Genomic DNA, 22,022 nt, shown 5'->3' with positions numbered 1-22,022 from the left:
GTGCTGTCCCCTACTTGGGTTAGCCGATCAGGCGGGCCGACCCCGTCTCTATCGCCGAGGCCGGGAAGCCGTTCTTCACCACGATCTTCTCCAGGCTGCCATCCTTGCGGAGGCTGTCCACGTAGTCGTTCAAAGCCTTGAGCAAAGCCGTGTTTCCCTTGGTCACCGGCAGGCAGGTCTGCGGCGGTTCGAGGGAGGCCTTAATGGCGTTGTCAGGCTCCAGAACTTCTACCTTGAGGCCGTTGCTGTTGTTGTGGGCCTCGCCGAAGCCATCGATGCCCACGTCAAGCCGGCCCGACTTGAGGTCCTGGAACAAGTCCACGGGCGCTTTGTAGAGCTGGAGGTCCCCGCCGAGGTAGCTCTTGGCGTCATCCACCCAGACGTTGCCGTTGACGGTGCCGACCTTCTTGCCCTTGAGGTCAGTGACTTTGTTGAGACCGTCCTTGGAGATCAACACCATCTGGTCCGTGTAGATGGGGTCGGTCAGGTCCAGGATGTCGGCCCTCGCCTTGGACCGCCACCAGCCGCCTGTCGCGACGTCGGCGCGTCCACCTTGGACTGTGGGGATAACTGCCGCGGCAGCAGCGGAAACAGTGGTGATGGAGAGACACTGCTTCTGCGCAAAACCCATGAGGATATCTCCGTCAACGCCTCCGAGCTCATTGCCCTTGAACGTGACGTAGGGAGGCGCTTCATAGACAGCCACCGTCAGGTTGCCCTTCTTAATGGTGCCGAAGTCCGATGCAGCTTTGCAGTCTGCGGAGACCTTGGATCCGGCCGCTTCAGTGCCACCGCCGCAGCCGCTGAGCGCCGCAGCCAGCGTCAGGGCAGCCACAGCGGACGCGATCATTCGTAATTTCATTGTGGTTCCTTTGCCTAAATGGCGTATCAACGGTGACGCGCCAAACGATGCTCAACGAAGTTGCTCAGGGAACTCGCGGGAATGGTGATCAGGGCGTACATGAGGCCCGCGAGGGTGAGGATGCTCAGGTAGCGGAACGTGATGGAGCCGATGGAGTAGGCCTGGCTCATCAGTTCCGGCATGGCAATGGTGTAGGCCAGGGAGGTCGCCTGAAACACCATGATCGCGAATCCCATGAGCGGTGGGATGGCGATTCTGATCCCTTGCGGAATCACGACAAAACGGAGGATGTCCCCGCGGGCCATCCCCAGGGCATGACCGGCTTCAATTTCACCGGCGGGCACTGCCTGCAAGCCGCCACGGATGATCTCGCTGGTGTAGGCCGCGGTAGTGAAGGCGAGCGCCAGCGATGCTGCGACGAAGGAGGTCAGCGTCATTCCGGCCGAGGGAAGGCCAAAGTAGAACAGCTGCAGGACCACCAGGGCAGGAGTTCCACGACCTACCTCGATCACACCGATCGACAGGACCCGCACCGGCCGGTTTCCCGAACTCGCGCCGAGGGCCAGAACAAGTCCGGCGGGCAAGCCAATCAGCAGCGTTACCAGCGTCAGCTGCAGGCTCACTCCGAGCCCGCCCAACAGGTCCGGGAAGTAATCCACCCAGTCGTTGAAGAAAGTCATCGCGCAACCCGCTTTCGGAGCTTGGCGTCCAGCAACCTTGTTGCCCAAGCGCAGGGAATGGTCATGGCCACGTACAGCCCGGCTGCCCACAGGAAGGGCACGATCGCATCACCGGACACCGTGGATTCATGGCTGGCCCAATAGATGGTGTCCTGGACTCCGATGACCGAGGCCACGGAGGAATCCTTGAGCAGGCCGATGGCGAAGGTGGCAGCAGCGGGAATGGACACGCGCAGGACCTGAGGTCCGATGACGCTGAGCAACGTCGCGGCGCGTGAAAGGCCCAATGCGTCGCTGGCTTCCCACTGGCCGTCATGGATGGCTGTCAGCCCGCCACGGTAGATTTCGGCCATGTAGGCGGAGGACACGAGGCCGAAGCCAATCACGGCAGCCGCGAAGGAACTGAGCTCGATCACACCCGTTCCTACGCCGAAGTAGATGATGAACAACCATGCCAATGGCGGGATCCCGCGCAGCAGTTCAATGAAGGAACGCGCGATGAACCGCACTGCCGCCAGCCGGGACCGGCGGGCCAGTGCCAACGGGATGCCACCGATGGCGCCAACCAGAAGCGAGGAAAGTGTCAGCGCGAGCGTCATGGAAACGCCCTGCGCCACCACGCTGAGGTGATCCATGTCAGCGCTCCAATACGGCACGCAGGAACCGGCGGGTGCGGTCCATGGCGGGAGCAGTGAAGACGTCGGCAGGGTCGCCTTCTTCGAGAATGGCACCTTCGGCCATCACCACTACGCGGTCCGAGACATCCCTGGCGAACTGCATCTCGTGGGTGACCACCACCATGGTCATCCCTTCAGCGGCCAGCTCACGCATGACCGCCAGAACCTCAAGGCCAACTTCCGGGTCCAGGGCCGACGTCGGCTCATCGAACAGCATCACCTGCGGGTCCAGAGCCAGAGCCCGGGCGATTGCAATGCGTTGCTGCTGGCCGCCGGAACAGCGGCCCGGATATTGCCTGGCCTTGTCTGCCAGCCCTACACGTTCCAGGAGCTTCATGGAACGTGCGTCAGCTTCTGCCCGGCTCCTGCCAAGGACGCGTTCCTGCGGAAGGGAGATGTTCCGCAGCACTGTCATGTGCGGGAAGAGGTTGAAGGACTGGAACACCATGCCCACGTTGCGGCGTAGCCGGACCAGGTCCTTATGGCTGATCTCCGTCCCGGCCACCACCTGGTTTCCCTCAACGGTGATCCGTCCGCTGTCCGGGACCTCCAGCAGGTTGATGCACCTGAGCAGGGTGCTCTTTCCAGCCCCACTGGGACCGATGATGGCGATGACCTCGCCTTCACGGACAGACAAGGACACGTCATTGATAACGGTGTGGTCCCCGTACCGCTTGACGACTGATTCCAGCGAGATGGCGGTCCTGCCCTGCTCGGTGTCTTCATGCATGACTGACTCGTTCCTGACCTGTGTCATTGGCTCAAGGCGGCGCTGGCTGGCGCCGGTGCCGCACCGGCGTCGAACCCTTTGCCCAGGGCGTTCAACGCAAAAGAGGCGATATCGAGGATCGGCACGTTGGTGTATTTGCGGATCTCTTGGCGGAATTCGGGCAACAAGGTGCATTCAAGGACCAGGACACCGACGTCGGCGAAGCGGCCACCGGGCCCGAACTCACGCTTGACCACCCTGGCGACGCCCTCCTTCAGCAAGGCTTGGTCCCAGCCGTTGCCCAGCGCGTGATCGTTGGTCAGCATGGTTGCCCAGCCGGGCTCGCCTTCCATGCCGGCGATGACGATCTGTGCCGACAAGGGGTGATCGGCCAACAGCTTGGTGGCGAGTGACTCCGAGACGGTCAACACACCGATGTAGCCGCTGGACAGCACCGAGGCGATGGGGAGCAGGTCCAGCCCACTGGTGATGACGTTGGTCGTCTGGCGCTTGTCCTTGCGGGCGTAGAAGAAGAAGCCGCAGTCGGTGATGACCAAGGGGCAGTGCGCAAGCTTCTTGCTCGCCTTCCAGAAGGCCTCCACAGCTTCGGGCTCACCGTTCACAAGAGGCTCCACCCGGGCACCCCGCGCCACCGCGTAGGCCACGGGAAGGCCCTGCCAGCTGGCGGGATTCTCGAAGAAGCCTACGGGGTTGTCACTGATGCCGGGCGCATCCGGGGTGAGGCATTCCACGTAGTCCACCGGATACGAGTCGAGGTCGCAGAGGATGACGCCAAGCTGGGGCTTGACTTCAGTCATTGCCGGCCACCTCCACGGGAACGTCGAGCGTTGCCTGGCTGCCGCCGTCGAACGCTTCTACGCGGGTTGCGGCACTGCCGACGATGGCGACGGCGTTGACCTCCACCCGGATGCCCGGCAGGTTCAGCTCCTCGCCGATCAGGATGCCGGTCGCCGTGGGGCCGGGAGCCGGGAAGTAGCTGAAGCGGATGTCGTAGGTACGCTGCCATTCTTCGTAGCTGAGCTCGCCGGCGTAGAAGGTGTTGAACTGGACGACGTCGCCCATGGTTCCGCCGAGGCTTTCGATGACCCGCTTCAGGGACTCCATGACGTTCTTGCACTGTGTCACGATGTCGCCGGGGTTGTTAACGTTGCCGTCAGCGTCGAGGTCCTCCTGGCCACCCACATAAATCATGTCCCCAACGCGGATGCCGTGGCTGTGGTTGATCTTGAAGTGGCCTGGCACCTGCCAGTGTCCGGGAACCTCTGCGAAGCGTCGTTCGAGGGTGGTCATTTTTCGTTTCTCCTTTGTGGTGATCGTCACTGATCACTTCAAGCATGGAACGAAAAAAGGGGGTTTGACCGGCTTGCAGAACGAGGTTTGCTGGGGCTGCCGCAAGAGATTCTTGGGCCTGGGTTAACGGCCCGACGGCGGCCTTGGCGGCTTAGGCGGCAGCGGCACCCAGGAGGCCATGGACCTCGTCGAGGACGGCTTTCACGATTGGCCGCCGGGCGTCGCTGCTGCGCGTTACCGTGAGCACCCGGCGTTGGATCCGGGGCTTGTCGAAGGCATGGATTCCTACCGGCGCCACCGCACTGTCCACGGAGAACGGCGGGAGCAAAGAGATGCCCCTTCCCCGCGAAATGGCTTCGACCAAGAGCAGAAGATCGTCCACAACCCACCGGCTGTTGGGTTCGAATCCCTCGTTCCGGCAGGCGAAACGGACCGCCTGTCCGCAGGCACCCACTTCGGGGGTCAACACCCAGTCCGCGTTCTTGAGGTCGGTCAGCTTCAGCCGTGGCGGCACAACAAAGTCCGGTGGAGTGATCAAGGCCAATGGCTCACTCATGACTTCCCTGGTCACCAGGTAGTCGGGAAAGGCGACGGGCACATTGTCGTAAAGGTCCACAATCGCAATGTCCAAAGCGCCGTTCAGCAATTGCTCGATGCTGTCCACCGGCTCCACGACGTTGACCGTCAGTTCGACGTCGGGAACGGTCACCTCGAGCTTTTCGGCGACCGGCAGCAGTACGTTCCGGGCAAGGGAGGGAATGGAGCCGATCCGGACCCGGCCGGCAAGCTCGCCGCTGAGCTGGTCCATCTCGGCGCGGGTTGCCTCAAGGAGCCGGACCACCGCGCGTGCGTGCTCCACCAGTATTTCCCCCGCACCGGTCAACCCGACGCCCCTTGATGAACGGTCCAAAAGCTGGACGCCGGTTTCACGTTCCAGGATGCTGATTTGCTGCGAGACAGCCGAGGACGTGATGCCCAGGACGCGGGCCGCGCCCGCCAGTGACCCCTGCTTCGCGACCTCGTTGAGGAGTCGCAGCCTGGTGACGTCCGGGAGGGGTTTTTCGGTCATGAATCATTCTTGCACAATAAGCTGTTCTTAAGGCACTTGCGCATGTATCTTAAGTAAAACAACGAGCCAGGCCTGGCGACAACGTCGTCGCCGCTTGGCCGGCCTACCTCCCCCGAAAGGACGCCACGTGAACCCCGTGGATACGCCCCCGTCCCCCTTGGCCCTGACCGGCATCCTCGGTGCCCCGGACTCACTTGCCAGGAACATCACCGCCACCATCGATGACCTCACCCCGGACCTCCAGGAACTCAGCCACGGAATTCACGGCATCGCGGAAGTCGGCTTCGAGGAACGGCTCTCCGTAGCCTTCGCCGCCGAATTCCTTCGCTACAGGGGCTATCCGGTCCAGGTGGGAAGGTATGGCCTGCGCACTTCGCTGCGTGCCGAAGCAGGCTCGGGCTCCCCGAAGGTGGCCGTGCTTGCCGAATACGATGCCCTTCCGGGGGTGGGCCACGGATGCGGGCACAACGTCATCTGCGCCGCGGCCGTAGGGGCGTTCCTCGGAGTCGCCGCGCATGTTGAAGAGCTGGGCGGCTCGGTTGTGCTGATCGGCACGCCTGCAGAAGAGAACGGAAACGGCAAGGAACTCCTGGCCAGGGCAGGCGCCTTCGACGACATCGACGCCGTCGTGATGCTGCATCCCTTCACCGGGGAATATGAGGTTGCGTCCTTTGCATCACTTGCCGTCCGCGACGTGGAAGTAACCTTCCACGGGGTGGCCGCCCACGCGTCGTCGGCACCGCACATGGGGCGCAACGCCCTCGACGCCGTGGTGGCCGCGTACCAGGGGATCGCCGCCCTGCGCCAACACATCCCTGCCACGGATCGCCTGCACTGCCTCATCACGGAAGGCGGCACGGCGGTGAACGTTGTCCCCCACGTGGCGCGCGCCGTCGTCGAAATCCGCTCCCTGGACCCGGCAGGTCTGGTGGACATCTCGCAGAAAGTGCAGGACATCCTGGAAGGTGCGGCACTGATGACAGGCACCCGCCTCGAAACCAACTGGGACCCATTCCCCGCCTATCTTCCCGTCCGCAGCAACAACGCATTGGCGGCCCGGTACCACGGGCATATGTCCGCGCGGGGCCGAAGGATCACATTGGAGAATGAGCTGGTGGGCGGTGGCTGGTCCACCGATCTGGGCAACGTCAGCCTGCGAGTCCCGTCGATCCATCCCACAGTGAGCATTTCCCGCGAAACTGCCGTGATGCACACGGAGGAGTTCGGCCAGCACTCCATCAGCCCCGTGGGCGACGCCGCAGTTGTGGATGGCGCCGTCGGATTGGCCCTGACGATTGCCGACTACCTCGCCGACGCCCGGCTCCGGGAACAGGTGCAGCTGGATTTTGAAACCGCCGGCGGCGCCGTTGATGTCGAACAGCTGCTCACTCCACCCACGCAGAAGTAGCAAGGCCATGCTAAATCCAGTTCATTTGCGCACCCTCTCTGTGGTCCTTCGTACGGGCTCTTTCGCCGACGCCGCGCGCGAAATCGGCTACACGGGCTCGGCCGTCTCGCAGCAGGTGGCGGCGTTGGAGCGGGCCGTGCAGGCGCCGCTGGTTGAGCGCGACGCCCAGAGCATCCGCCCAACGGAGGCTGCCAAGTTCCTTGCCGCACGCGCCCACGACATCATCAACGCCCTGGGCGCACTCGAAGACGACATGAAGGGCTTCAGCAAGGGCGACTACGGCCTCATGCGGCTGGGCAGCTTCAGCACGGCCAGCCAAAGGCTCCTGCCGGGAGGGTTGGCCTCCTACCTCCGCAGGCACCCGAACTCCTCAGTGGAACTGGAGGAGAGCGGACCCGTGGAACTTGCGGCCATGGTCCGGGATTCGACACTGGATGTGGCCGTGGTGTTCCACTACGACCTCGTCCCGCAAAAGTGGCCGGCCAATGTGGTGTCCGTCCCCCTGCTGGCCGAGGAGTTGGTGCTGCTGCTTCCGGAGGGCCACCGCTTGGCGGGAACGGACGACATCACGATGCAGGATCTCGCTGGGGAGAACTGGGTGTCCACCAAGGAAGAGTCGTCGGGCGACGCATGCCTCCGGCATCTATGCGCAGGAAGCGGGTTCGCTCCCCGTATCAGCGTGCGCAGCAACAATTACGATGCCATCCGCAGCATGGTCAGGTCCGGGCTCGGTGTCGCCTTGGTTCCCGCGCTTGACCACGTCCCCACGGAGGGGATCGTAGCCACGGGCATCCGCGGCTGTACGGCCCGGAGGCATATCTCTGCACTGCGGCAGAAGACGGAGGCGGGCATCTCCATCAGCAGTGTCATCCAGTGCCTTGGCCGCTCAGCGGACCGGCTGGCCGCCGCCACTCCTGGCCTGTTCCGTCAGACGAAGCAGCCCGAGGCGATGGTGCCGGTGGAGTACCTGGCCCGGCTCCGCGCGTCGTAATCCCACCCAACTAAGGGACAGATAACGTCGCTCTGAGCCGTCAGTGGAACGTTATTTGTCCCCTAGTTGGGTGGCGGGGGCGGTGCTTTGGCGCACCACGAGTTCGGGGGTGAAGACGACGGCGCGGTGCTTGGTTCCGTTGCTTTCCTGCTCTTCCGCGAGGAGCTCGACGGCGGTCCGGCCCAGTGCCTCGGTCGGCTGGCGGATGGAGGACAAAGGAACGACGGCGGAGGTTGCGAAATCGATGTCGTCGTACCCGATCAGGGCAATGTCCTCAGGGATGCGGACGCTGCGCAGCATGGTCAGGGACTGCATGACTCCAAGCGCAAGCAGGTCATTGGAGCAGAAGACAGCATCCGGACGTTCCTCCGGTGCACGCTCCACAAGATTGTTGCCCACCTGACGCCCGGCCAGCACCGTTTGCCCGGCAGAGTCGAGTACTTCGATGGACGCACCTTGCACCTCTGCCACTGCCCGCTGCGCGCCTTTGAGGCGATGCGCCACCTGGCGGATCGCGGGACTTCCGACGAAAACCAGACGACGGCGGCCGATGTCCAGCAGGTGTTTGGCCGCCAGATAGCCGCCTTCCTCATCATCGACGGAAACTGAGCTGCAGCGTTCCGTGTCAGCAAGCTGGTCCACCAGGACAGTCGGCACGCCGCGTTCACGAAGGTTGTCAATCCGATCGGCGACGTCGCCCACGGGAGACAGGAGCAACCCTTGCACGCGCTGCTCCTGGAAAAGATCCATGTAGTGCGCTTCCCGTGAGGCGTCCTGCCCACTGTCCCCTACCAGCACAACGCTCCCCAGCGCGGTGGCGGCGTCTTCGGCCGCGCGGGCTACTGAGGAAAAGAAGGGGTTGCCGACATCCAGGACCACCAGGCCAATGGTGCGGCTTTGGCCGGCGCGAAGTTGGCGGGCGGCGTCATTGCGCACAAAACCCAGCTCTGCGATCGATTTGAGGACGCGCTCTTTGGTCTTGGCGGAAACCCTGTCCGGATAATTCAGCACGTTCGAGACTGTGCCCACGGCAACGTTGGCGTGTGTGGCAACGTCCTTGATGCTGGCTGTTTGGGACATGCGTTCCGTTCTCGCTGGCTTCTCACCGACTCAAGTCAAAGGGTCAGTAACGTCTTGACACCCTCGTTTGCCCGGGGGTAATTTGAATCGTAACAAATGAAACGATTCAAAGACGAGTGACCCGGAGATCCGCATGAGGGTATGTTTCCGCTCCTCCGTCCAGCCGGAGTTGATGGACGAGTACAAGCGACGCCACGCGGCCGTATGGCCCGAGATGCTCCGCGCCCTGAAAGATTCGGGGTGGAACAACTACTCCCTTTTCCTGGCGCCGGACGGCCAACTCATCGGCTACGTGGAGTGCGAAGACTACGAGGCCGCACAGGCCCGCATGGCTCTCACCGACGTCAACGCACGCTGGCAGGCCGGGATGGCCAGCCTCTTCGCCGACAGCAATGTCCCCCCGGACGAGGGCTTCGAAATCGTCGAGGAAGTTTTCAACCTGGAAGACCAACTGGCTTCGGCTTCTGAAGCCGGCGACGCCCCTACCCATCAGAAGGAACACGCATGAACACCACAGAATCGGCCCTGGGCCGCTTGGGAGAATTGGCCATTGAAGTGCCGTCCTGGGCCTACGGGAATTCGGGGACCCGGTTCAAGGTCTTCGGCACCCCGGGTACGCCTCGCACCGTCCAGGAAAAGATCGCCGACGCCGCGAAGGTTCACGAGCTCACGGGGCTCGCACCTACTGTTGCGCTGCACATCCCGTGGGACAGGGTGGATGACTACTCCGCCCTGCGTACGTATGCCGAAGGGCTCGGGGTTGGTTTGGGCACCATCAACTCCAACACGTTCCAGGATGACGAGTACAAGTTCGGTTCCCTGACTTCGTCCAACCGCTCGATCCGCCGCCGCGCGATCGAGCACCACCTGGAGTGCATCGGGATCATGCACGCCACAGGGTCCCGGGATCTGAAGATCTGGTTGGCCGACGGCACCAACTACCCGGGCCAGGACGACATGCGCGGCCGGCAGGACCGGCTCGGGGAAAGCCTGCAGGAAATATACGCGGCCCTGGGTGACGAGCAGCGCCTGGTGTTGGAGTACAAGTTCTTCGAGCCTGCTTTCTACCACACCGATGTTCCGGACTGGGGAACATCTTATGCGCAGACACTGGCCTTGGGTGAGAAGGCGTTTGTGTGCCTGGACACCGGCCACCACGCCCCGGGCACGAACATCGAGTTCATCGTGATGCAACTCCTGCGGCTGGGCAAGCTGGGGTCGTTCGACTTCAACTCCCGCTTCTACGCCGATGACGACCTGATCGTCGGCGCGGCTGATCCGTTCCAGTTGTTCCGCATCATGCACGAGGTCATCCGCGGCGGCGGCTTCGGGACGGACTCCGGCGTCGCGTTGATGCTGGACCAGTGCCACAACCTGGAGGAGAAGATCCCGGGCCAGATCCGCTCGGTGCTCAACGTTCAGGAAATGACGGCCCGTGCCCTGTTGGTGGACACGGCTGCATTGAACGAGGCCCAGCGTGCCGGGGATGTCCTGGCCGCGAACGGCATTTTCAACGATGCCTTCTACACCGATGTCCGCCCGGTCCTGGCCGAGTGGCGTGAATCCCGCGGCCTGCCCGCCGACCCGATCGCTGCCTACAAGGCCAGCGGTTACCAGAAGAAGATCAACGAGGACCGCGCAGGCGGCCAGCAAGCCGGATGGGGCGCGTAATTCCTATGAGCAACAAGACTGTTGAAGAGCTGATTTCCCGTTCCAACCGCCTCGGCGCGGACAAGCGGAACACCAACTTCGCCGGCGGCAACACTTCCGCGAAGGGCACCGAAAAGGACCCGGTCACCGGCCAGGACGTCGAGCTCCTCTGGGTCAAGGGATCCGGCGGCGACCTCGGCACCCTGAAGGCCGAAAACCTCGCAGTCCTCCGGCTCGACCGGCTCCAGGCGCTCAAGTCCGTTTACCCCGGCGTCGAGCGCGAAGACGAGATGGTGGCCGCGTTCGATTACTGCCTGCACGGCAAGGGCGGCGCGGCGCCGTCGATCGATACCGCCATGCACGGACTCGTTGACGCCGCGCACGTTGACCACCTGCACCCGGACTCGGGTATCGCGATCGCGACGGCGGTGGACGGCGAAGCGCTCACGTCCAAGATTTTCGGTGACAAGGTGGTGTGGGTTCCGTGGCGTCGTCCCGGTTTCCAGCTCGGCTTGGACATCGCCGCGATCAAGGAAGCCAACACGCAAGCCATCGGCACCATCCTGGGCGGGCACGGCATCACGGCCTGGGGTGCCACGAGCGAGGAGGCCGAGGCCAACTCCCTCTGGATCATCGACACCGCCGAAACCTACATCAAGGAGAACGGCAAGGAACAGCCCTTCGGCCCTGCCCTGCCGGGCTACGGCGCCCTCCCCGAAACTGAGCGCAGGGCCAAGGCAGCAGCGTTGGCCCCGGTGATCCGCGGCCTGGCCTCCACCGACAAACCGCAGCTGGGGCACTTCAGCGATGACGCCGTCGTCCTTGACTTCCTCGCCGCGACCGAGCACCCGCGCCTTGGTGCGCTCGGCACCTCTTGCCCGGACCACTTCCTCCGTACCAAGGTCAAGCCTCTCATCCTCGACCTGCCCGCGGACGCGTCCATCGAAGACTCGGTGGCCCGGCTGAAGGAGCTTCACGCCGAATACCGGCAGGACTACCAGGCGTACTACGACCGCCATGCCGACGCAGATTCACCCGCGCTGCGTGGCGCGGACCCGGCCATCGTGCTCATCCCGGGCGTGGGTATGTTCTCCTTCGGCAAGGACAAGCAGACCGCCCGCGTGGCCGGTGAGTTTTACCTCAACGCGATCAACGTGATGCGCGGCGCCGAGGCGATCTCCACCTACGCCCCGATCGAGGAATCCGAGAAGTTCCGCATCGAATACTGGGCCCTGGAAGAGGCCAAGCTCGCCCGGATGCCCAAGCCCAAGTCCCACGCGACCCGCATCGCGCTGGTGACCGGTGCGGCGTCGGGCATCGGCAAGGCGATCGCCACCCGGCTGGCGTCCGACGGCGCGTGCGTCGTCATTGCCGACCTGAACCTTGAGAACGCCCAAGCCGTCGCCGCGGAACTGGGCGGGCCCGACGTCGCCATCGGTGTCCAGGCCGACGTGACCAACGAAGCCCAAATCGCCGCCGCGATCCAAGAGGCCGTGCTCGCGTTCGGTGGCCTGGACCTGGTGGTCAACAACGCCGGTCTGTCCATCTCCAAGCCGCTGCTGGAAACCACCGAGAAAGACTGGGACCTCCAGCACAACGTCATGGCCAAGGGCTCGTTCCTGGTGTCCAAAGCCGCGGCGAAGGTGATGATCGACCAGGGCTTGGGCGGAGACATCATCTACATCTCCTCCAAGAACTCCGTGTTCGCCGGCCCGAACAACATCGCCTACTCCGCCACCAAAGCCGACCAAGCCCACCAAGTCCGGCTGCTGGCCGCGGAACTGGGCGATCACGGCATCCGCGTCAACGGCATTAACCCCGACGGCGTGGTCCGCGGCTCCGGGATCTTCGCCGGCGGCTGGGGCGCCAAACGCGCAGCCGTGTACGGGGTGGACGAACAAGAACTGGGCAAGTACTACGCCCAACGCACGCTCCTCAAACGCGAAGTCCTCCCCGAACACGTAGCCAACGCAGCCGCCGTGCTCACCAGCAACGAACTCTCCCACACCACCGGCCTCCACATCCCCGTGGACGCCGGCGTCGCGGCAGCCTTCCTGCGGTGAGTGCCGACCTTGGTGATGTCGACGGCGGTGTCTTCGCCGCCGTCGACATCGGGGCCTCCTCCGGCCGCGTCATGCTAGGCCGCGTATCTCCCTCCACAGGCGTTTCCCTCGAGACGATCCACCGCTTTCCCAATGGGGTCATAGAGCTCAACGGCGGCCTCCACTGGGACTTCGACGTCCTCTTCGCTGAGGTTCTCGAGGGCCTGGCGGCGGCAGCTTCCGTTGCCGCTGCACGCGGGGAGCGGATCGCAAGCATTGGCATCGATACATGGGCTGTGGATTACGGGCTTGTGGATTCCGCGGGAACGTTGGTCTCAGTGCCCTTCAGCTACCGCGACGAGCGGTCCCATTCGGCTGTGGCTCGCGTGCATTCGCTCATCCCGCCGGAGAAGCTCTACGCGACCACGGGATTGCAGTTCCTGCAGTTCAACACGGTGTACCAGCTGGCTGCCGAACGTTCGCTTGAAGGTGTGCAGGCCCTTCTCATCCCGGACCTGATCGCTTACATGCTTACCGGCGAGCGCCGGACCGAAGCCACCAATGCGTCCACTACAGGTTTGTTGGATGCCGTAGCCGGTGAATGGGCCACGGATTTCCTGGACACCCTGGGCCTGCCCCGGAACATTTTCCCGCCACTGATCCAGCCTGGGGAATCCGTGGGTGCGCTCCTGCCTGCGATCGTGGAGCGTACGGGGCTTCCCGCGGACACCGAAGTGGTTGCCGTCGGTTCGCACGACACAGCATCTGCCGTCGCTGCTGTTCCTGCGTCTGCACAGGACTTTGCCTACATCTCCTCGGGCACGTGGTCGCTGGTGGGCGTGGAACTTCCCGAGCCCGTGCTCAGCGAAGCCAGCCGCACAGCCAACTTCACCAACGAACGCGGCGTCGACGGGACAATCCGGTACCTGCGCAACGTCGGTGGACTCTGGTTGCTCAGCGAATGCCAACGCACCTGGGCAGCCCAGGGCTTCAGCCAATCACTGCCTGCCCTGCTCGACGCCGCCGCTGCGCTCCCCCCAGGTGGGCCGCAGATCAACGCTGACGATCCCGCGTTCACGGCGCCGGACAACATGCCCGAACGCATCCGCGCAGCCGCGCGGCACAACGGTGACGTGCTCGCTGACCGGCCCGCCGCCGTCGTGCGGTGCATCCTGGACAGCCTCGCCTCTGCTTACGCCCGGACACTGGACGACGCCGAACGGCTCACCGGCCGCGAGACGTCGGTGGTGCACATCGTGGGCGGCGGGTCACAGAACAAGCTTCTGTGCCAGCTCACGGCCAACGCCACGGGAAAGCCTGTGGTGGCCGGCCCTGTGGAGGCTACTGCCCTGGGCAATGTCCTGGTTCAGGCGCGGGCTGCCGGAGTGGTGGACGGGGGCTTGGCTGAGCTTCGGGCGCTCGTGGCGGCCGGTACAGATCTGGCGCGGTACGAGAGTGGTCGTCAGAGTCCCGTCACCGTATAGCGGCGCTGGATGCCGGCCGTGGCCCGGCCCCATTCGCTGGCAGCGACACGGTCTTGATGTGCTCGGAATGATGCGGCGTCGTCGAACAATTCATCGACCTGCCACACCCAGGGGTTCTCGGTTGCGTTCACTTGGAAGGAGACGCAGCCGGGTTCGGCGAGCGTCAATTCGATGTGGCGGGCCAGATGTTCGACGACGACCGCCACCTCATCAAGGTCCTGGCATACGAGTTGCCCAGTGAGTTGTACTTCGGTCATGATTCCTCCTGTTCGCGGGAAACGTGCGTGGTCGCCGGAGCTTTCCAGGGGTTCTGGCGTGTTTGCCGCGACTTCGCGATTCGGGCCCGTCGCGGCCGCCTCACCCCATCACCCACGCCGCGCCCAGCAGCAGCGGCACCGCCAACATGGACGTGACCACCGCCGTCGACTGGGCGATCTTCTGCCCCACGCCGTACCTGAGCGCATAGAGCACCACATTCTGGCCGGTAGGCAGGATCGCGCAGGCTGTGACCACGAAGGTGCTGAAGGAATCCAGCCGGAACACAAACACCGCCAGCACCCATGCCATCGCCGGTTGGATCACGGACTTCAGAACGATGGCCAGGCTAGTTGGGGCGCGGTCCCCTGTCCCCTGCCCGGCGGAGAGTCCATGCAGTGACATGCCGAAGATGATCAGCATGAGCGGCACCGCGAGTTGCGCCACCAGCTTCAAGGGGTCAAGGGTCCAGTCCGGCAGTTCCAGTCCGAGGGCGCTCACCAGCACGCCGAGGATGGCGGCAACCGTCACAGGATTACGGAAGGGCGTGGCAAGGATGCGCCACACGGATACTTTCGTGGCAGTGGGGTTGGTCAGATCCAGGATGGTGAGCGCGATCGGTGTCACCAAGGCCAGCTGGAAGAGCATGATGGGAACAACGTAGGTGGTGCTGCCCAGGATGTAGAGGGACAAGGGAACGCCCAAGTTGGTGGAATTCACAATCCCGGTGGCCAGGGCGCCAATGGTGGTCCGCCTGACTCCCCAACGAAAAACGGCACCACAAACGGCGAAGACCAACATCACGGCAGAGGCAGTAACCACAGAGATCAGGCCGGTTGGACTCAGGATGTCGGAGATGTGACGGGACGCAATGGTGGAGAACATAAGGCTTGGCAGGCCCACCATGAAGGTGAGGGTCGAAAGCACTTTGCTCCCCTGCGGCCCCAGGGCATTTGTCTTGCCCAGAATGTAGCCCACCAGCAGGACCACGCCTACTACAAAGAAGCCCTTCAGCACTCCGTCCAAGCTTCTTATCCTTCAGTTAAGGCTGTTCCGACCCTAGCGATAGTAACCGTTTTCACCAGCGCAAAGGCCCGAACGTCTGCTACGTCACAGCGCCGGACGAGGGTCCCGCGCTAAACTGGTGCCACTATGATCCGCACAATGTTCAAGTCCAAGATCCACCGCGCAACGGTGACCCACGCCGATCTTCACTACGTCGGCTCAGTCACTGTCGACCTGGACCTCCTGGACGCGGCCGACATCCTTCCCGGTGAGCTTGTCTCCATCGTGGATGTCACCAACGGTGCCCGGCTGGAGACGTACACCATCGCCGGTGAGCGCGGTTCCGGCGTGATTGGAATCAACGGCGCTGCCGCCCACATGGTTCATGTCGGCGACACGGTCATCCTCATCACGTACGCGGAGATGACCACCGAAGAGGCGCGGGCCTACGAGCCCAAGGTGGTCCACGTGGGCAAGGACAACAAGATCGTGCAGCTCGGCAATGACCCCGCCGAAGCCCACACACCCGGCCTCATGCGCCCGCCCCACGCACTGAGCAACGCGGCGCACCTCAGCTAAGTTTTCAGCAACAACGCTCGACGTCGGCACTCACCTGAGTGCCGACGTCGTCGTTTTTGTACAGCTACCGCCCTTAGAAGGCCCCCTTAGGCTCGTGAGATGTACAAGAACTCCGGGTCCACATGGCGGAATGTGTACCTGAAAACGCTTACTCAGGCAGGAGTTCTGGCTAGGCTGTAGTTCGTGAACCAACGAAAACCCGCCCGCACGCTGTCATGATCGGCGTCCTGTCGGGGTTCTTCGTGGTGTGGGCCATCATCCTGGTGGGCATGTTCGTCGGGCGGCGCAACATCCTGGGAGAGAATGCGCGATCAGTCCTGAGCTCGCTGACGTTCTTCGTGGCCAGCCCGGCGCTGCTGTTCGAGACCCTGAGCAAAGCGAAGCTGCACGACGTCTTCGCCGCACCGCTCCTGGTCACGGCCGTGGGAGCCGTGATGACGGGGCTGTTGTTCTTCCTGCTGGTGAAGTTCTGGCTCAATCGCTCCATGCCCGAAGCCCTCATGTCCTCCATGAGTGCGTCCCTGGCAAACTCTGCGAACCTCGGCATTCCCATTGCCGTGTTTGTCCTCGGCGACGCCAGTTACGTAGCGCCGCTGCTGATCTTCCAACTGGCGTTCTTCACCCCGATGTACCTCATGGCCCTGGACGCCAGCACCAGTTCGCACCGCACCACTCCCCTGCGCTTCATACTGATGATCGTCAAGAACCCGATGATCGTAGGCTCTGCGCTGGGACTCTTGGTCGCAGGTACCGGCTTCCAGCTGCCCACCCTTATTCTCGAACCCATCCATCTCATTGGCGGGGCCGCGATTCCGGCGATGCTGATGGCGTTCGGCATGAGCCTGAACGGTTCACGGCCCTTGCAGAAGTCCTCCGGACGCCGGCTCGACACCCTGCTGGCCAGCGGCTTCAAACTCGTGGTGCATCCGCTGGTCGCGTACCTCTTCGCCAGGTTTGCCTTGGGAATGGACGGGCACGCACTGTTCGCCGCGGTAGCCACGGCAGCCCTGCCCACGGCCCAGAACGTGTTCGTCGCGGCCAACCGTTACCAGGCCGGAATCACCGTGGCCAAGGACACCGTGCTGATCACCACGATCGTGGCCGTCCCGGCGATGATCGCAGTGGCGTTGCTGCTCACCTGACGCCCCCTCTACCCAACTAGGGGTGCCAAGGCGGGCTATTCGACGTCGGCGGAGGCCAGATAGTGGTCCAGGAGCTGGGCGCAACGGATGAAACCAAGGTGTGAGTACGCCTGCGGGTGGTTGCCCAGGTGGGTTTCGGTCGCGGGATCGTACTCTTCGGGCAGCAACCCGGTTGGGCCGAACAAAGCCACCAGTTGGTTGAACAACTCAAGCGCGTCATCCAAACGCCCCACGGCCAAGTAGGCCTCGATCAGCCAGGTGGTGCAAATGTGGAAGCCGCCCTCCAAACCCGGCAGGCCGTCGTCGTACCTGTACCGGAAAACGGTTGGCCCCACCCGCAGCTCCCGCTCTACAGCGGTGACCGTATCCAGGAACCGTTGGTCCTGGACATCCAGGAGCCCCGAGAGGCCGATGTGCAGGACGGCGGCGTCAAGGTCAGGGCTGTCGTAGGCCACGGTGTAGGACCGGGCCGACTCGTCCCAGCCCTCGCGAAGAACCTCATCGCGGATAATGGCTGCCTCAGGGGCCCAGTCAGCGTGGGGGACCCGGCCGTGCTTCACCGCAGTTTTCACGGCACGGTCCAGCGTCACCCAACACATCGTCTTGGTGTAGACGTGGTGCCGTGGCGCGCGCCGGGCCTCCCAGATGCCGTGGTCGGGCTCATGCCAACGCGCCATGACGGCATGGGCCATCTGCTCCATCAGGAACCAATGCTCGTCGGGCAGGAAGTCCTGCCGTTCGGCAAGATCGCCAATCAACTCGGCGATAGGTCCGAACACATCCAACTGGACCTGGTGGTCAGCGGCGTTTCCAATGCGCACGGGACGCGAACCGGCATAACCGGGCAGGCTCTCCACGATCGCTTCTGTGGACAGGGGCGCGCCGGTGACCGAATACAGCGGGTGCAACCATTCAGGCCCGGGCGCGTTCTCCAGGATCCGGCCCAGCCAATCCAGGAAACCGTGCGCCTCGTTGGTGGACCCCAACGACACCAGCGCGTTGACCGTCATGGACCCGTCACGCAGCCAACAGTAGCGGTAATCCCAGTTGCGCGTCCCGCCGATTCCCTCCGGCAACGACGTCGTTGGGGCGGCCAGGACAGCGCCGGTCGGCTCGTGAACCAGCGATTTCAGCACCAGGGCAGACCGGCGGACCAGCGACGGTTTCATGGTGGGCAGTTGCAGCGTCCTGACCCACTCGCGCATGTCACGTCCGACGGCGGCACGCCTCATCGGCTCTCCGTCCGGGTCTGCGGGTGGCGGCTCGGTATCACCGCAGCGCATGTTCAGGACAATGGGTCCGTCACCGAGCGCGACTTCCGCGGTGGCAGTTGCGAAGCGGCCGTCGCTGGTGATGGTGAAGGCAACCCCGGGGGCCGCCAGGATGATGGGGTCCGAGGTGCCGAGGATGTGCACTTCTTCGCCGCGGATCTCCATGCTGAACGGGGCGTTGGCGTAGTCGGGCCGGGGCGCAAAAACCACGCGCGCCGAACCGGTCCCGGACAGGACGCGGACCAGGCTGGTGATGCCCTCCGGAGCAGGTTCCAGGTAATCGGTGACAGTGACGTCAGTCCAACGGGTCTCAACAATCATGGTGTTGTCCACGTAACGCTGCGCCAGCACCGGCGAGGGCTTCACCGGTTCGATGCTGAAGTGTCCTGCAGGGTCGCCGCCCAGGATATGGGCGAACAATGAACCCGAATCGGGCAAGGGGTGGCTCATCCAGCAGACCTTGGCATCCGGTGTGAGGAGAGCCGTGGATGATCCATTGCCGATCATCGAGTGCCGTTCCAGGCCCACGGCGTCCTCGCCGAACAGCCATGCGCGCCGGAGTTCGAACAACAAAGCCAGCACGCGCGCAAAGGCTTCCGGGTCCGGAATGGTGTGTCCCGCCGTCGTGCTCCCTGGCCCCACGTGCAATCCAAGGTCGGGGCCGCGCAGGGTAGCGAGCGCCTTCTCGTCGCTTTCGGCATCGCCGGCGTAAAGGGCGGCGCTGACGCCCAACCGCGCGCGCAACTGTTCCAGCGCCTGGCCCTTGGCGGGCTCCTCCACCGTAAGATCCAGGACGGACCCGTCCACGATGAAATACATCCCGAACTCGATGGCGATCTTCTGCGCCGCGAACGTTGCTCTTTCCACGACTTCCGGCGTCGCGGGACGCGTGTGCACACCCACCCCTACCGGTTTCCGGACAACGCTGATGCCTTTCTCGAAACCCACGGCTTCGGTAAGGGCAGTAGTCACCTGCTGGAGCAGCTGTTCCGTCGCGAGGGAGAGCGTATACGCGTAGCCCATGTCGAACTCGACACCATGTGAGCCCACCAAATGAACCTCGGCCGGCAGACGGGATACCGCCGCCAAGTCGCGCAAGGACCTGCCGGAAATGATGGCGGCGTGCGTGTTGGGGAGGGCCGCAAGTGCACGGAGGGCAACGGCCGCACTGTCCAAGGGCAAGGTTTCGGTGGAGACGCCTTCGGCCGAGCAGAGCGTTCCGCCGTAATTGCAGGCGACCAGAAGGCCGGGGACCCGCGACAGGATACGGAGCTCCGCGAACAACTCCGGCGTGATCCCATTCTCCGCGTCGGACTGAAGAACCGTTCTCAGCAGGCCAAGAGGGAGTGACTTCATCAGCAATGCTGAATCGGCGACTGTCTGGTTTAAAGGCGCAGGCATAGCGAATCCTTCCGAAGCGGATAGCTAAAGTTTCCGCCCGATGGGTTTCGCTTGCCTACCTCGTTTATTGCAAACGAGTAAAGTCTTTCCTTGGATTTATCCGGGCTTATGCCGGCACGAGTCCGGCGACGTCGGCCAGCAGCTCAACGGACCGCAACCGCTCCTCCGTGCCGACGCTCTGGTGTGCCACGATCAATTCGTCGGCGTCGGAGAACGCGGCGAATTCATCAAGGTAGTCGCGGACCACGTCCTTGGTGCCGACGGCGGAGAACTTCATCATCTGGGCGATGTGCTGGCCCTGCGGGGAATCGAGCACCATGTCCGCTTCGTCGTCGGTGAACTCGCGCCCGCCGCCGAAGAACAGCGAGACACGTGCACGCTTCACCGCCAGGTGGATGGCCTGGGCCCCGGCATTACTGTCTGCCGCCGTCACGTTGACCCCGGCGATCACATGCGGCTCAGCCAGCTGCTCCGAGGGCTTGAACTCGCGGCGGTAAATGGCCACGGCGTCCTGGAGCGCGGCAGGGGCAAAGTGTGAAGCGAAGGCGTACGGCAGGCCCAGTTGGGCGGCCAACTGCGCGCCGAACAGCGAGGACCCAAGAATGTAGAGCGGCACGTTGGTGCCCTTGCCCGGCGTCGCTTCAACACCCTGGATGCGGGTGGGACCGGTGAGGTAGCCCTGGAGTTCGAGGACGTCCTGCGGGAACCGGTCAGAGGATGTGTGGTCGCGCCGCAGGGCACGCATGGTGTTTTGGTCGCTGCCCGGGGCACGTCCCAGACCGAGGTCGATGCGGCCCGGGTGCAGCGTTTCCAGGGTGCCGAACTGCTCCGCGATGGTAAGCGGCGAATGGTTGGGCAGCATGACGCCGCCGGCACCGAGGCGGATGGTCTTGGTATGCGCGGCCACGTGGGCGATCAGCACGCTCGTGGCCGAGGACGCGATGGCGGACATGTTGTGGTGCTCGGCGTACCAAACCCGGCGGTAGCCCAGTTCTTCAGCCTTCTGCGCCATGGCCACACTGCCCGCGAGGCTTTCCGCCACCGTCTGGCCCTTCCCGATGGTTGCCAGGTCGAGGATGGAAAGAGGAACAGTCACGGGGAAGCCTTTCGGTACGTTTCGCGGTGCCCTCTTCTGCTTGCCGGGCACTTAAGCGACAACGACGGCGGCCCCCGGCTTATTTCTGTGAGTTGCGTCGCGTGGTGGTTCCGGGCCGCTTTTGTGACCCTGTTGGACGCCTTGTTAAGTGCCGTGAACCCTTGTATCCCAGCGTTTCGGGCTGCTTTGACCGCCCTCCCGGCCGACCCGGATAGTTGCAGCCAAGACCTCGCATCAGAGCCTTCAAAGGAGAACCAATGGCACGAATTACAGCCGCTTCCGGCGTCACTGCGGCGCTCGCCGCCGCCGCCCTGCTGGGGCTGGCGGCATGCTCGGATCCGGGAGCAACGGCAGCCGCGTCAGCCCCGGCGTCGAACGCTTCAATCAGCGCAACCAAGCAGTTCAACCTCACCCCGCAGCAGGACCGCATCAAGGTCTCGGTGGACCCGGCGGCAGCCGCCCTGGTTCCCGCTGCCATCAAGGCCGACGGCAAACTGACCGTGGTGACCACGGGCGGAACTCCCCCGCTGAGCACCTTCGCCACTGACAACAAGACCCTGATCGGCAGCGAAGTGGACATTGCCTACGCCGTCGGTGAGAGCCTGGGGCTGCAGGTGGAAGTACTGCCGGTTGCTTGGGCCGACTGGCCGCTGGGCGTGGAGTCCGGCAAATACGAGGCCGTCCTCTCCAACGTCACCGTGACCGAGGCGCGCAAGGAGAAGTTCGACTTCGCCACCTACCGCAACGACCTCCTGGGCTTCTACGCCAAGGCCGATTCGGACATCTCCACGGTGAAGGAACCCAAGGACGTTGCCGGCAAGCGCATCATCGTCGGTTCGGGCACCAACCAGGAAGCCATCCTGGTGCGCTGGGATGAGGAGAACAAGAAGAACGGCTTGAAGCCGGTCGAGTTCCAGTATTACGACGACGACTCCGCCTCCCAGCTCGCCCTCCAGTCCGGTCGTGCGGACCTGTCGTTCGGGCCCAACGCTTCCGCCGCCTACAAGGCCGCGAAGGACGGCAAGACCAAGCAGGTAGGCACCCTTGAGGGTGGCTGGCCGCTGAAGGCAGAAATCGCGTTCACTACCCAGAAGGGCAACGGCTTGGCTGTCGCAGCCCAGGCCGCCCTCAACAACCTCATCAAGGACGGCAACTACGGCAAGATCCTGGACCGCTGGGGGCTCTCGTCCGAGGCCATCCCCGCATCAGAGCTGAACCCGCCGGGCCTGCCCAAGAAGTAGCGCCCCACCCAAGGAGCTCACCCAACTGGGGGACAGCAAACGCCCCAATGACTCGTCATTGGAGCGTTT

21 protein-coding genes are annotated in these 22,022 nt (G+C 63.8%); 9 read left to right on the top strand and 12 right to left on the bottom strand.

Features of this window, described 5'->3' with window-relative positions; translation table 11 throughout:
* Positions 1-19: 19 nt before the first annotated feature.
* The 7 genes from PQ627_RS18930 to PQ627_RS18900 all read right to left on the bottom strand — a co-directional run bounded on the left by PQ627_RS18930 (position 20) and on the right by PQ627_RS18900 (position 5,308).
* A complete protein-coding gene (locus PQ627_RS18930) occupies positions 20-862 on the bottom strand; it encodes a substrate-binding periplasmic protein (RefSeq protein WP_274262893.1) in 843 nt (280 codons plus the stop codon).
* A gap of 26 nt (positions 863-888) precedes the next feature.
* Positions 889-1,542 carry an amino acid ABC transporter permease gene (locus PQ627_RS18925; RefSeq protein WP_144660872.1) on the bottom strand — a complete coding sequence of 218 codons (654 nt, stop codon included), beginning with the start codon at positions 1,540-1,542 and terminating at the stop codon, positions 889-891.
* Positions 1,539-2,177 carry an amino acid ABC transporter permease gene (locus PQ627_RS18920; protein WP_144660870.1) on the bottom strand — a complete coding sequence of 213 codons (639 nt, stop codon included), beginning with the start codon at positions 2,175-2,177 and terminating at the stop codon, positions 1,539-1,541. Before PQ627_RS18920 ends, PQ627_RS18925 begins: the two co-directional genes overlap by 4 nt.
* 1 nt (position 2,178) lies before the next feature.
* On the bottom strand, positions 2,179-2,949 hold the full coding sequence (locus PQ627_RS18915) for an amino acid ABC transporter ATP-binding protein (RefSeq protein WP_262276277.1): 771 nt from the start codon (positions 2,947-2,949) through the stop codon (positions 2,179-2,181).
* Positions 2,950-2,972: 23 nt separating this feature from the next.
* The gene (locus PQ627_RS18910; RefSeq protein ID WP_274262892.1) at positions 2,973-3,746 is read right to left on the bottom strand and encodes a hypothetical protein; all 774 of its coding nucleotides are present in this window, start codon (positions 3,744-3,746) and stop codon (positions 2,973-2,975) included.
* Positions 3,739-4,239, bottom strand: coding sequence for a RidA family protein (locus PQ627_RS18905; RefSeq protein WP_274262891.1), 501 nt, complete (start codon positions 4,237-4,239; stop codon positions 3,739-3,741). Before PQ627_RS18905 ends, PQ627_RS18910 begins: the two co-directional genes overlap by 8 nt.
* 151 nt (positions 4,240-4,390) lie before the next feature.
* The gene (locus PQ627_RS18900) at positions 4,391-5,308 is read right to left on the bottom strand and encodes a LysR family transcriptional regulator (protein ID WP_274262890.1); all 918 of its coding nucleotides are present in this window, start codon (positions 5,306-5,308) and stop codon (positions 4,391-4,393) included.
* Between the two features lie 127 nt (positions 5,309-5,435).
* On the opposite strand from PQ627_RS18900, the gene PQ627_RS18895 reads away from it, so the two are divergent.
* Both PQ627_RS18895 and PQ627_RS18890 read left to right on the top strand, forming a co-directional pair.
* Positions 5,436-6,716 (top strand): amidohydrolase, encoded by a 1,281-nt coding sequence (locus PQ627_RS18895; protein ID WP_274262889.1) that lies wholly within the window; start codon positions 5,436-5,438, stop codon positions 6,714-6,716.
* A 25-nt stretch (positions 6,717-6,741) separates the two neighbouring features.
* Entirely contained in the window at positions 6,742-7,707 is a 966-nt protein-coding gene (locus PQ627_RS18890; RefSeq protein ID WP_274262888.1) for a LysR family transcriptional regulator, read from the top strand.
* A gap of 51 nt (positions 7,708-7,758) precedes the next feature.
* Here the strand turns inward: PQ627_RS18890 and PQ627_RS18885 are convergent, their stop codons facing one another.
* Positions 7,759-8,787, bottom strand: a complete 1,029-nt coding sequence (locus PQ627_RS18885) for a LacI family DNA-binding transcriptional regulator (RefSeq protein WP_274262887.1) — start codon at positions 8,785-8,787, stop codon at positions 7,759-7,761.
* A gap of 133 nt (positions 8,788-8,920) precedes the next feature.
* Between PQ627_RS18885 and PQ627_RS18880 the strand changes: the two genes are divergently transcribed.
* Genes PQ627_RS18880 through PQ627_RS18865 form a run of 4 tightly spaced genes read left to right on the top strand, consistent with a single transcriptional unit; the run spans position 8,921 to position 13,963 of the window.
* Positions 8,921-9,295, top strand: coding sequence for an L-rhamnose mutarotase (locus tag PQ627_RS18880; protein ID WP_274262886.1), 375 nt, complete (start codon positions 8,921-8,923; stop codon positions 9,293-9,295).
* Positions 9,292-10,458: an L-rhamnose isomerase gene (gene rhaI / locus PQ627_RS18875; protein ID WP_274262885.1), complete on the top strand. Its 1,167-nt coding sequence runs from the start codon at positions 9,292-9,294 to the stop codon at positions 10,456-10,458. Before PQ627_RS18880 ends, rhaI begins: the two co-directional genes overlap by 4 nt.
* A 5-nt stretch (positions 10,459-10,463) precedes the next feature.
* Positions 10,464-12,500, top strand: coding sequence for a bifunctional aldolase/short-chain dehydrogenase (locus PQ627_RS18870; protein ID WP_274262884.1), 2,037 nt, complete (start codon positions 10,464-10,466; stop codon positions 12,498-12,500).
* A complete protein-coding gene (locus PQ627_RS18865; RefSeq protein WP_274262883.1) occupies positions 12,497-13,963 on the top strand; it encodes a rhamnulokinase in 1,467 nt (488 codons plus the stop codon). The genes PQ627_RS18870 and PQ627_RS18865 overlap by 4 nt, the downstream gene beginning before the upstream one ends.
* Here PQ627_RS18865 and PQ627_RS18860 read toward each other — a convergent pair.
* Complete coding sequence (locus PQ627_RS18860) at positions 13,942-14,220, bottom strand: putative quinol monooxygenase (protein WP_274262882.1); 279 nt, start codon at positions 14,218-14,220, stop codon at positions 13,942-13,944. The genes PQ627_RS18865 and PQ627_RS18860 overlap by 22 nt on opposite strands.
* A gap of 100 nt (positions 14,221-14,320) precedes the next feature.
* Entirely contained in the window at positions 14,321-15,235 is a 915-nt protein-coding gene (locus tag PQ627_RS18855; protein ID WP_274262899.1) for an AEC family transporter, read from the bottom strand.
* Between the two features lie 135 nt (positions 15,236-15,370).
* Here PQ627_RS18855 and panD point away from each other — a divergent pair, with 135 nt between their 5' ends.
* Together panD and PQ627_RS18845 are read left to right on the top strand one after the other, a co-directional pair.
* Positions 15,371-15,802 carry an aspartate 1-decarboxylase gene (gene panD / locus PQ627_RS18850; RefSeq protein WP_186313571.1) on the top strand — a complete coding sequence of 144 codons (432 nt, stop codon included), beginning with the start codon at positions 15,371-15,373 and terminating at the stop codon, positions 15,800-15,802.
* Positions 15,803-16,017: 215 nt separating this feature from the next.
* Entirely contained in the window at positions 16,018-16,944 is a 927-nt protein-coding gene (locus PQ627_RS18845) for an AEC family transporter (protein ID WP_274262881.1), read from the top strand.
* A gap of 35 nt (positions 16,945-16,979) precedes the next feature.
* On the opposite strand, the gene PQ627_RS18840 is transcribed toward PQ627_RS18845, so the two are convergent.
* Together PQ627_RS18840 and PQ627_RS18835 are read right to left on the bottom strand one after the other, a co-directional pair.
* Positions 16,980-19,616 carry a trehalase-like domain-containing protein gene (locus PQ627_RS18840; RefSeq protein ID WP_274262880.1) on the bottom strand — a complete coding sequence of 879 codons (2,637 nt, stop codon included), beginning with the start codon at positions 19,614-19,616 and terminating at the stop codon, positions 16,980-16,982.
* Between the two features lie 106 nt (positions 19,617-19,722).
* The gene (locus PQ627_RS18835) at positions 19,723-20,712 is read right to left on the bottom strand and encodes an LLM class flavin-dependent oxidoreductase (protein ID WP_274262879.1); all 990 of its coding nucleotides are present in this window, start codon (positions 20,710-20,712) and stop codon (positions 19,723-19,725) included.
* A 257-nt stretch (positions 20,713-20,969) separates the two neighbouring features.
* On the opposite strand from PQ627_RS18835, the gene PQ627_RS18830 reads away from it, so the two are divergent.
* Entirely contained in the window at positions 20,970-21,953 is a 984-nt protein-coding gene (locus tag PQ627_RS18830; protein WP_274262878.1) for an ABC transporter substrate-binding protein, read from the top strand.
* Positions 21,954-22,022: the final 69 nt, after the last annotated feature.

It is taken from the genome of Paenarthrobacter sp. AB444, assembly GCF_028736865.1.
Taxonomy (GTDB): Bacteria; Actinomycetota; Actinomycetes; order Actinomycetales; family Micrococcaceae; genus Arthrobacter; species Arthrobacter nicotinovorans_B.
This window is presented reverse-complemented; position numbering and strand designations above follow the sequence as displayed.